The sequence below is a fragment of the Streptomyces sp. W16 genome (assembly GCF_033194735.1).
In the GTDB taxonomy this organism is placed as follows: Bacteria; Actinomycetota; Actinomycetes; order Streptomycetales; family Streptomycetaceae; genus Streptomyces.
Genome location: NZ_JAWOAI010000387.1, coordinates 1 through 9,789, shown reverse-complemented (window position 1 = coordinate 9,789; position 9,789 = coordinate 1). Strand labels below are relative to the sequence as shown.

The following is a 9,789-nucleotide window of genomic DNA, read 5'->3' as shown; positions in this document are numbered from 1 at the left end:
GCCGCCGGCGGCCACCAGTCCGGGGGTCCCCCGGACCAGCGCGGCGATCAACTCCGCGTCCCCGAACGGGCGGTAGCCCGGTCCGGCCGCCGCCAGGACCTCGTCCCGTACGAGCACGAGCGCGTCGTCCGCCTCCCCGTCGACCGCGATCCGGTCCCGCCCGGACAGGCCGGGGCTGACCACGGCGGTCGCCGAGCCGTGGTGGAAGACACGTACGCCGGGGCCGAGGCGGCCGTCGGCGCGGAGTTGCGCGGCCCAGACCAGATGACCGGGGCCGTCGACCTCTGCCACGTGCCCCCCTCTCCCAAAAAGTGTGACACCTTCCGAGAAACCGACACACTTTTCTCAGACACCCACCCTCCCCCTCCCCAAGCCCGTCAGCCTCGGCCGCGTGGCCCGGTTCCGGGGCCGGTCACGCCGCCCACCGTGAACCCGATCACCGAGCCGCCGCCCTCCCGTCGTAGCGCGAAAGGTGCTCCGGCGTGTGCGAGGGCCACCTCGCGGACGATGGAGAGGCCCAGGCCCGAGCCGGGGAGGGAGCGGGCGTCGGCCGCGCGGTAGAAGCGGTCGAAGATGCGGAAGAGGTCGGTTTCGGAGACTCCGGGGCCCCGATCGAGGACTTCGACGCGGACCGTGCCGGGGCGGGCGGGGCCGGAGACCGCGATCTCGATCGGGGTCCGGCCCGCGCGGTCGAACTTGGCCGCGTTCTCGACCAGGTTGGAGATCGCGCGCTGGAGCATGCCGGGGCGGCCGTCGGTCGTCGTGTCGCCGCTCGCACGGACGGTGATGTCGCGGCCGGTGCGGCGGCGGGCCAGGACCGCCACGTCCTCCGCGATGTCGGCGAGGTCCACCTGCTGAGGCGGTTCGGTGTCGGACTGGCCGGCCGCCAGGTCCACCAACTCGTTGACCAGGTCGGTGAGTTCGCGGGCCTCCTGCGAGAGGTCCGCGACCAGTTCCTCGCGGGTGCCGGGCGGCAGTTCGTCCATGCGGCGGAGCAGCGAGATGTTCGTGCGCAACGACGTCAGTGGAGTGCGGAGTTCGTGGCCCGCGTCCTGGATCAGGCGGCGCTGGTCCTCCTCCGACTGCGCGAGCCGGCCGAGCATCCGGTCGAAGGCGCGGCCGAGCCGACCCACCTCGTCGTAGCCGGTGACAGGGACCTGCACGCCGAGGCGGCGGGTGCGGGCCACGTCCTCGGCGGCGGCGGTGAGGATGATCAGGCGCCGGGTGATACGCCGGGCCAGCCACCAGCCGCACAGCCCGGCCAGCACCACGACCGCCGCCATCAGCACGAACGTCCGCTGCTGCAGGGCCCGCAGCAGGTCCTCGGTGTCGCTGAACTCCTGCGCCACCTGCACCGCACCCTGCCCACGGCCGAGCGAGACGGTCGCGATGCGGTACACGTCCTCGGCGACGGCCACGTCCTTGTGCTCGACGGTCTTCCCGGCCACCTTCTCGCCCGCGACCGCCCGGTCGTCACCGGTGACGGGCAGCGCCGGGCTGCCGCTGTCGAGGACGGTGCCGTCCCGCCCGAGGACCTGCACATCCGTACGGGCCGGCCGCACGATGTCGTGGCCGGGCGCGGAGGAGGAGAAGTCGTCGGGCGTCATCTGGTGCGTCCGCACCTCGTCCTGCAGATCCTGTACGACCTGATCGAACACGGACTCCTGGTCGACGCGGACCAGCCGGGCCGCCGCGCCGTAGGAGAGCACACCGACGAGGAGGGTGACGGCCGCGGTCACCGCCGCGAAGGACAGCACGAACGTGGTGCGGAGCGAGACCAGTCGGGGCCGCCGGGCGACCACCAGCCGCCGCAGGCGGCCCACTCAGTCCTCCCGCAGCACGTAACCCACGCCACGCACCGTGTGGATCAGCTGCGGTGCGCCGGGCTCGTCGAGCTTGCGGCGCAGATAGCCGACGTAGACGGCGAGGTTTTTGGAGCCGGGGCCGAAGTCGTAGCCCCAGATGCGGTCGTAGATGGTGGAGTGGTCCAGGACGATGCCCGCGTTGCGGACCAGCAGTTCGAGGAGTTCGAACTCGGTCCGGGTCAGCTCCAGTTCGCGGTCCCCGCGCCAGACGCGGCGGGCCTGGAGGTCCATGCGCAGGCCTGCCGCCGAGATCTGCTTGTCGGAGGCGGAGAACACCGACTGCTGGGCCTGCGGCTCGCCCCTCAGCGCGTCGGCGGAGATGCCGGACGGGCCGGGGACGCCGTTCGCCGGGACGGGGCTGGTGCGGCGGAGCAGGGCGCGCAACCTCGCGAAGACCTCCTCGACGTCGAAGGGCTTCACCACGTAGTCGTCGGCGCCCGCGTCCAGGCCCGCGATACGGTCGGCGGTCTCCACGAGAGCGGTGAGCATGAGGATCGGGGTGCGGTCGCCCTCGGCGCGCAGCACCCGGCAGACCTGGAGGCCGTCGATGCCGGGCATCATCACGTCGAGAAGCAGCACGTCCGGTGGGGTGCGGTGGGCCTGCGCGAGCGCCTCGACACCGTCGGCGACCGCGGTCACCTGGTAGCCCTCCAGGGTCAGGGCCCGCTCCAGGGCATGACGGATGGCGCGGTCGTCTTCGGCGAGCAGCACAGTCTGGGGCACGTCTCCCAGTGTGCCAAGGCCTCCGGCGGTGGGGCGGTGGGGGCGGGTCTACGATCACCCTTTTTACCTGGCTCTCACCGTGGTGGACGCAACCCGGGCCGAGCTCCTACCGTCTTCTCACGGTCGGCTGGGCCACCGTCCCTGGGGGCTGCGCCCCCAGACCCCCATCGGCTGAAGGGGCCTCGTCCTCAAACGCCGGACGGGCTGGATGATGCCGGCCGACGTTTGGAGGTGCGTCCGAAGCTCACGCGCCCGAAGAGACCGACAGTGCCGCCAGCTGCTCCGCGAACGGTATGACCTTCGGCTGCTTCGCCGGGCGTGCTGTCGACAGGCCCCTCATCAACGCCCCCAGTTCCCCCGCCGCCCGCTCGATCCGTTCCGGCAGGCCCTCCGCGCCCCAGTCCTCGGAGGCGGCGTAGACCCCGGTCGGGACGACGACGGCCCGCAGGTAGGCGAAGAGCGGGCGGAGCGCGTGTTCCAGTACCAGCGAGTGCCGCGCGCTGCCGCCGGTCGCCGCGATCAGCACCGGCTTTCCGGCCAGCGCGTCCTTGTCCAGGACGTCGAAGAACGACTTGAACAGTCCGCTGTACGACGCCGAGAACACCGGGGTGACGGCGATCAGCCCGTCCGCCTCCGTCACCGCGTCCAGCGCGGCGGCGAGGGAGCGCCCGGGGAAGCCGTTGGTGAAGTTGTGCGCTATCTCTACGGCGAGGTCGCGCAGCTCCACCACCTGTATGTCGACGGGGGTCCCCCGGTCCACCGCCGCCGCCAGCCGGTCGGCCAGCAACCTCGTGGACGAGGGCACACTCAGCCCCGCCGAGACGACTACGAGCTTCATGCGACGGTCACCCCTTCCGAAGCCTTTTCCGATGCAGCCGCGCGCAGCGACTCGTGCGTCGGCGCCTCCGGCACGTCCGCCGGGCGGTTCACCGCGAACTCCTTGCGCAGTACCGGTACGACCTCCTCGCCCAGCAGGTCGAGCTGCTCCAGGACGGTCTTGAGCGGCAGCCCGGCGTGGTCGAGCAGGAACAGCTGGCGCTGGTAGTCACCGGCGTAGTCCCGGAACGCGAGGGTCTTCTCGATGACCTCCTGCGGGGAGCCGACGGTCAGCGGGGTCTGGTCGGTGAAGTCCTCCAGGGAGGGCCCGTGGCCGTAGACCGGCGCGTTGTCGAAGTACGGGCGGAACTCGCGCACCGCGTCCTGCGAGTTGCGCCGCATGAAGACCTGGCCGCCGAGGCCGACGATCGCCTGTTCCGGCGTGCCGTGGCCGTAGTGCGCGTACCGCTCCCGGTACAGCTCGACCATCCGCTTGGTGTGGTCGGCCGGCCAGAAGATGTTGTTGTGGAAGAAGCCGTCGCCGTAGAAGGCGGCCTGCTCGGCGATCTCGGGCGAGCGGATCGAGCCGTGCCAGACGAACGGCGGTACGTCGTCGAGCGGGCGCGGCGTGGACGTGAAGCCCTGGAGCGGGGAGCGGAACTTGCCCTCCCAGTTCACGACGTCCTCGCGCCACAGGCGGCGCAGCAGGGCGTAGTTCTCGATGGCGAGGTTGATGCCCTGGCGGATGTCCTGGCCGAACCACGGATACACCGGGCCGGTGTTGCCACGGCCCATCATCACGTCGACCCGGCCGTCGGCCAGGTGCTGGAGCATCGCGAAGTCCTCGGCGATCTTCACCGGGTCGTTGGTGGTGATGAGGGTGGTGGAGGTGGAGAGGATCAGCTTCTCGGTCCGCGCCGCGATGTAGCCGAGCATCGTGGTGGGTGACGAGGGCACGAACGGCGGGTTGTGGTGCTCGCCGGTCGCGAAGACGTCGAGCCCGACCTCCTCGGCCTTCAGCGCGATGGCGACCATGGCCTTGATGCGCTCACGCTCGGGCGGCGTCCGTCCGGTGGTCGGGTCCGGTGTGACGTCGCCGACGCTGAAGATCCCGAACTGCATGGTCGTTCACCCTCCAGGTTGTTGATTATTCAACTATACCCTCCAACGGCCACCCCGCATCACATATTCCACCCATCCCCAAAGCCGTCCACCGCCCACTGTCAGTGGCCGGTCCTACGATCCGTACATGGCCGCCCCGCACCGCGACACCCGAGGAATCGTCGACCCCGCCGAACTCCTCACCCGCGTGCACTTCCGCCGCCCCGAACCGGCCCCGCCCCTGCGCCCGTACATCGAGCACTACTGGCTGATCGACTGGGACCTCACGGAGCCCTACGTCTCCCACGTCGTCCCGCACCCGGCCGTGCACATCGTCTTCCAGCGGCTTGCCGGCGAGGACGCCTTCGTCGAGATCGCGGGCATCCCGCACGGCCTGTTCGCCCAGAAACTGGAGGGGCGGGGGCGGGTCTGCGGAATCAAGTTCCGGCCCGGCGCCTTCCGGACCGTCGCCCCGGACCGCCCGGTGTCGGAGTGGACGGGCGCGCGGGTACGGCAGCCCGAGGTGTTCCCGGACATCGACCCAGCCGTCGTCCTCGACCCGGCCGACGAGAGCGACCGCGTCGCCGCGCTCGACGCCTTCCTGCTGGCCCTCGACCCGCGCCCGGACCCACAGGCCGAACTGGCCACCACCCTCGTCGACCGCATCCGCACCGACCGCACGATCCGCCGCGTGACCGACTTCGCCCACACCGAGGGCCTGTCCGTACGACTGCTGCAGCGCCTCTTCGCCGCCTACGTCGGCGTGGGCCCCAAGTGGGTCATCCTGCGCTACCGCATCCACGAGGCCCTGGAGCGCGCGGGCGCCGAGGAGCCCGTCGACTGGGCCGGCCTCGCCGCCGACCTGGGCTATGCCGACCAGGCCCACCTGGTCCGGGACTTCACGACCACGGTCGGGGTGTCACCGACGGCCTACGCACAGGGCGCCCACTGACCACCGCACCTCACTAATCCTGTTGACCGGGCGGAGCGCACCGATGGATATTCATCTGCGTGACACAGATACTGCATGACGCAAACAAGACCGACAATGATCCTCTCCTCCCCGCCCGCACCCGCTGGGCGATCCTCGCCGTCGTCCTCGCCGCCGACGTCCTGGACCTCCTCGACTCGACGATCACCAACATCGCCGCCCCCACCATCACCCGGGACCTGGGCGGCGGCCCCGGCCTCGTCCAGTGGCTCGGCGCCTCCTACGCCCTCGCCCTCGGCGTGCTCCTCGTCCCCGGCGGACGGCTCGGCGACCGGTACGGCCGGCGCCGGCTCTTCCTCGTCGGGCTCGCCGGGTTCGTCGCCGCCTCCCTGGCCTGCGGGCTCGCCCCCGGCCCCGCCTTTCTGGTGGTCGCCCGGCTGGTGCAGGGCGCCTTCGGGGCGCTCGTCATCCCGCAGGGCTTCGGCATCCTCGGCGCGAACTGGCCGCGCGACCAGATCGGCAAGGCGTTCAGCCTGTTCGGGCCGGTGATGGGGCTGTCGGCAGTGGGCGGGCCGATCCTCGCCGGGTTCCTCGTCGACGCCGATCTCGGCGGCCTCGGCTGGCGGTCCATGTTCCTCGTCAACCTCCTCCTCGGCGGCGCCGCCCTGCTCGCCGCCCTACGACTCCTCCCCCGCGACCCCGGCGACGGCACCGCCCCCGTCGACGGCCCGGGCTCGGCACTGATCGCGGGCGCCATGCTCGGTCTGCTCGGCGGGCTCATCGACGGCTCGCAGCACGGCTGGACGGGACGCGCCCTCGCCCTCCTGCTGCTCGGCCTCGCCCTGTTCGCCGGGTTCTGCCACCGCCAGCGCACCGCGCCCGAACCGCTCATCAGACCCTCGCTCCTCCACAACCGGGGCTTCACCGCCGGCCTGCTCCTCGGAGTCGTCGTCTTCGCCGCGGTCGCCGGACTCCTCTACGTCGTCTCCCTCTACTTCCAACAGGGGCTCGGCCGCTCCCCCGCGGGCACCGCGCTGGGCCTGATCCCCCTCTCCGCCGGAATCGTCGTCGCGTCGATCGCCTGCTACCGGCTCATCCACCGCTTCGGCCGCCGGCTCGCCGCCACGGGACTCCTGATCATCCTGGCGGGCTGCGGCTTCCTCGCCGCACTGGTCGCCAACTCCGGGACGGGGGTGAGCGGTTGGGCTCTCGTGCCGCCTCTCCTTCTTGTCGGGCTCGGCATGGGTACCTGCTTCGGCACGGTCTACGACATCACCATCGGCGACATCGAACCGGCCGAGGCCGGCAGCGCGAGCGGTTCCCTCAACGCGGTGCAGCAGCTGGCCAACGCGACCGGCGCGGCGGCCGTGACCACCGTGTATTTCAAGGCAGTTGGCGGCGGCGCGACCCACGCCCTGCTGGTGAGCCTCGCCGTGGTCGGCGCGGCCGTCGCCCTGTGCCTGTGTCTCGTACGGCTGCTGCCCCGCGCGGCACAGGAGGACCGTGGTCACTGACGGTCGACGGTCACGCTGATAGCTTTCGCACCGGCCGGACGACAGCGGGAAGTGAGCCACGGTGGACCGAACTCAGGCCGTGACCCGGTGGTTCACGGCGGACAACAACCCCGTCCAGATCTTCGGCACCGTCGCCGCTCTCACCGTGGGCGCGCTCGCCGTGCGCCCGGTCGGCACCTCCGGCACCGGGCTCGCGGTGCTGTGTCTGCTCGTCCTGGAGTCGCTGCTGCTGTGCACGCGGCTCATCCCCGAGGGCCGGTTCTCGCCCGGCGTGCAGCTCGCGGTGCTGTGTGCCTGGTCGGTCGGGGCGGCGGCGCTGATGAGCCTGGAGACCTCCGGGGCGTCGGCGCTGTTCGCCTACTTCGTGACCGGGCACGCCGGGTACCGTCTCGAAGCCCGCCGTTCGCTGCCCTTCGCGGCGGTCACCAGTGCCTTGTGCGCGGGTGCGCTGCTGTCGCCGTGGAGCGGGCACGGCACCTCGTGGATCGTGGGCGCCTTCACCGGTGTCAGTGTGCTGGTCGGTATCTCCAACCGCGCCCACACCGACGCGTTGCGCTCCGCGCGGGCCGCCGCCGAGCAGGCCGAGCTGGCCGCACGGGCCGTGGCGCGGGCGGAGGCGCTGGCCGAGCGGGCCCGGATCGCCCGGGACGTGCACGACGTACTGGCCCACTCGCTGGCCGGGGTGAACATGCAACTGGAGGTCACCGACGCCCTGTTGGAGGCCGGTGACGTCGACCGGGCCCGGCAGGCGGCCCAGCGGGCGCAGAGCCTGGTGCGCTCGGGGCTGACCGAGGTGCAGCGCACGGTCGGGGACCTGCGCGAGGACGCGCTGCCGCTGGTGGAGACGCTGCGCTCGCTGCTCGCGTCCGCCTCCGACGCCGGTACGCTGACCGTCGACGGGCCGCCGCGTGAACTGCCCGTCCGCCTCGCCCAGGTGATCGTGCGCTGTGCCCAGGAGGCGCTGACCAACGCGCACAAGTACGCGCCCGGCGCCCCGGTCCGAATGCGCCTGGAGTATCCGGAACAGCATGCTGAGGAGACCGTCTTCGAGGTGGTGAACTCCGCGCCGCCGGAAGGCTCTCGGCCGTTGGCCGGCGCGGGGAGCGGGATGGGGTTGGTCGGGATGCGTGAGCGCCTCGACCTGGTGGGCGGCACGGTCACGGCCGGGCCGATCGTGGACGGCGAGGACGCAGGAGGCTGGCAGGTGCGCGTGGTGATCCCGGGATGAGCGACGAGCGGCAGGGCGAACAGCGGCCCGTTGTCCGGGTGGTGGTGGCCGACGACCAGACCGCGGTGCGGGAGGCGCTGGCGACCGTACTGGATCTGCAGTCCGGTGTGGAGGTCGTGGCGACGGCCAGGGACGGCGGGGAGGCCGTGCGGGCGGCCGAGGAGCACGCGCCCGATGTGATCCTGATGGATCTCAACATGCCCCGGGTGGACGGGGTGGAGGCCACCCGGCTGATCGGCGAACGCTTCCCCCGGGTCGCCGTCGTGGTGCTCACCACCTTCGCCGACGAGGAGTACATCCTCGCCGCGCTCGGCGCCGGCGCCCGCGGTTACCTGACCAAGGAATCCGGCCGGGAGGACATCACCCGCGCGGTGCGGGCGGCGGCGGCCGGGCAGTCCGTGCTCGACCCCGCCGTACGGGACCGGCTCGTCGCCGCCGCCGCGCGGGGCGGCACCCCCGTCGAGCGGCCGGGCACCGGACTCGCCCCGGACCTCACCCCCCGGGAGGTGGAGGTGCTCACGCTGATCGGCGAGGGGCTGACCAACCGGGGCATCGCCGAGCGGCTGGTGGTGAGCGAGGCCACGGTGAAGACCCATATCAACAACCTCTTCTCCAAGGCTCATCTGCGGGACCGGGCGCATGCCGTGAAGTACGCGTTCATCCACGGACTGGTGAAGACCCCTGGGTGAGGGCCTGCCCCTGGGCTCCGGCCGGCGCCAGGAGGCGCACGCGGGCCAGGAGCAGGAACACCCGGGTGAGGACCATGGCCAGCGCCATGATGACGAAGAACGGTGCGATGGCGTCCTCGACTATGTGGTGCTCCGCCATGAACGTGCCGAGGTGGTCGCGGAACCAGGTGTTGTGCTCGGCGAGGTAGATGAAGGCGACGCGCAGGGCGACCACCGCCGTCCAGATCGCCACGAAGCCCGCGCCGCAGCGGGTGTGGACCTTGCCCGAGACCGGGTCGCGCTCCACGCCGGTGGTGAAGGTGGCGACGACACCGCAGGCCAGTCCGATCGCGGCGCCCACCAGATAGACGACGATGTCGACGTCCTGGGTGGGCATGCCCTTCAGATAGAAGTAGGCGACCGCGGACACCGTGCCGATCGGCATCAGCACCTTGTGCAGGTCGTACTTCCGGCGCCCGTACTGCGTCAGCATCATCACCGCGAAGATGCCCCCGCTGATCGTCAGCGCCTGCTCCATGTCCGTCATGACGTCGCACTCCTCGGTCTCCGGCGGTCGTCCCGCCGTGCGTTTTCCTGAGATCGACTCTCCCTCCGATGCCGGAAAAGCTCCCGGACCCACGGGTGGAAATCCGGGTGGAGACGCAGGGTGGAGCCTCCCCCTAGGGGCAGCTCGGGGGCCGGGTGCCAAGGGGACCGAGGAGGCGGACGAGACCGAGGCCGAGGGGACCGAATCCCCTACGGCACAAGCACCAGCCGCCCCCGCACCCCGCCCTCCGCGAGTCGCGCGTGCGCCCCGGCCGCGTCCGCCAGGGGGTACGTGTCCGCCACCCGCAGCGTCAGTACGCCCTTCTCCACCAGGGCGACCAGTTCGGCGAGCCGGGCGCCGTCCGCGCTCACCTCCACCGCCCCGGTCCGCACCCCG

The 9,789-nt window shown here is 71.7% G+C and carries 10 protein-coding genes and 1 pseudogene; 4 read left to right on the top strand and 7 right to left on the bottom strand.

Features of this window, described 5'->3' with window-relative positions; genetic code table 11:
- The 5 genes and pseudogenes from R6V09_RS36950 to R6V09_RS36930 form a co-directional block, all read right to left on the bottom strand.
- A pseudogene (locus R6V09_RS36950) lies at nucleotides 1-291 on the bottom strand (GNAT family N-acetyltransferase); the annotation flags it as partial.
- Between the two features lie 86 nt (nucleotides 292-377).
- Complete coding sequence (locus R6V09_RS36945) at nucleotides 378-1,823, bottom strand: sensor histidine kinase (RefSeq protein WP_317885849.1); 1,446 nt, start codon at nucleotides 1,821-1,823, stop codon at nucleotides 378-380.
- Nucleotides 1,824-2,588, bottom strand: a complete 765-nt coding sequence (locus R6V09_RS36940; protein ID WP_317885848.1) for a response regulator transcription factor — start codon at nucleotides 2,586-2,588, stop codon at nucleotides 1,824-1,826. It lies immediately after the preceding gene.
- 244 nt (nucleotides 2,589-2,832) lie between these two features.
- Nucleotides 2,833-3,426 carry an FMN reductase gene (locus R6V09_RS36935; protein ID WP_317885847.1) on the bottom strand — a complete coding sequence of 198 codons (594 nt, stop codon included), beginning with the start codon at nucleotides 3,424-3,426 and terminating at the stop codon, nucleotides 2,833-2,835.
- Nucleotides 3,423-4,526, bottom strand: coding sequence for an LLM class flavin-dependent oxidoreductase (locus R6V09_RS36930; RefSeq protein WP_317885846.1), 1,104 nt, complete (start codon nucleotides 4,524-4,526; stop codon nucleotides 3,423-3,425). Before R6V09_RS36930 ends, R6V09_RS36935 begins: the two co-directional genes overlap by 4 nt.
- Nucleotides 4,527-4,653: 127 nt before the next feature.
- Between R6V09_RS36930 and R6V09_RS36925 the strand changes: the two genes are divergently transcribed.
- The 4 genes from R6V09_RS36925 to R6V09_RS36910 all read left to right on the top strand — a co-directional run bounded on the left by R6V09_RS36925 (nucleotide 4,654) and on the right by R6V09_RS36910 (nucleotide 8,867).
- Nucleotides 4,654-5,457, top strand: a complete 804-nt coding sequence (locus R6V09_RS36925) for a helix-turn-helix domain-containing protein (RefSeq protein ID WP_317885845.1) — start codon at nucleotides 4,654-4,656, stop codon at nucleotides 5,455-5,457.
- Between the two features lie 59 nt (nucleotides 5,458-5,516).
- On the top strand, nucleotides 5,517-6,950 hold the full coding sequence (locus R6V09_RS36920; protein ID WP_317885844.1) for an MFS transporter: 1,434 nt from the start codon (nucleotides 5,517-5,519) through the stop codon (nucleotides 6,948-6,950).
- 61 nt (nucleotides 6,951-7,011) lie between these two features.
- The gene (locus R6V09_RS36915) at nucleotides 7,012-8,178 is read left to right on the top strand and encodes a sensor histidine kinase (protein WP_317885843.1); all 1,167 of its coding nucleotides are present in this window, start codon (nucleotides 7,012-7,014) and stop codon (nucleotides 8,176-8,178) included.
- Nucleotides 8,175-8,867 carry a response regulator transcription factor gene (locus R6V09_RS36910; RefSeq protein ID WP_317885842.1) on the top strand — a complete coding sequence of 231 codons (693 nt, stop codon included), beginning with the start codon at nucleotides 8,175-8,177 and terminating at the stop codon, nucleotides 8,865-8,867. The genes R6V09_RS36915 and R6V09_RS36910 overlap by 4 nt, the downstream gene beginning before the upstream one ends.
- Here R6V09_RS36910 and R6V09_RS36905 read toward each other — a convergent pair.
- Nucleotides 8,836-9,393 carry a hypothetical protein gene (locus R6V09_RS36905; RefSeq protein WP_317885841.1) on the bottom strand — a complete coding sequence of 186 codons (558 nt, stop codon included), beginning with the start codon at nucleotides 9,391-9,393 and terminating at the stop codon, nucleotides 8,836-8,838. The genes R6V09_RS36910 and R6V09_RS36905 overlap by 32 nt on opposite strands.
- A 209-nt stretch (nucleotides 9,394-9,602) precedes the next feature.
- A partial coding sequence (locus tag R6V09_RS36900) for a zinc-binding dehydrogenase (RefSeq protein ID WP_317885840.1) occupies nucleotides 9,603-9,789 on the bottom strand: 187 nt, incomplete at its 5' end.

What these genes read in the sequence shown, in the direction of transcription:
- R6V09_RS36910 (WP_317885842.1), top strand. Translation starts at nt 8,175, where the DNA reads ATGAGCGACGAGCGGCAGGGCGAACAGCGGCCCGTTGTCCGGGTGGTG.
- R6V09_RS36925 (WP_317885845.1), top strand. Translation starts at nt 4,654, where the DNA reads ATGGCCGCCCCGCACCGCGACACCCGAGGAATCGTCGACCCCGCCGAA.
- R6V09_RS36905 (WP_317885841.1), bottom strand. Translation starts at nt 9,393, where the DNA reads ATGACGGACATGGAGCAGGCGCTGACGATCAGCGGGGGCATCTTCGCG.
- R6V09_RS36930 (WP_317885846.1), bottom strand. Translation starts at nt 4,526, where the DNA reads ATGCAGTTCGGGATCTTCAGCGTCGGCGACGTCACACCGGACCCGACC.
- R6V09_RS36935 (WP_317885847.1), bottom strand. Translation starts at nt 3,426, where the DNA reads ATGAAGCTCGTAGTCGTCTCGGCGGGGCTGAGTGTGCCCTCGTCCACG.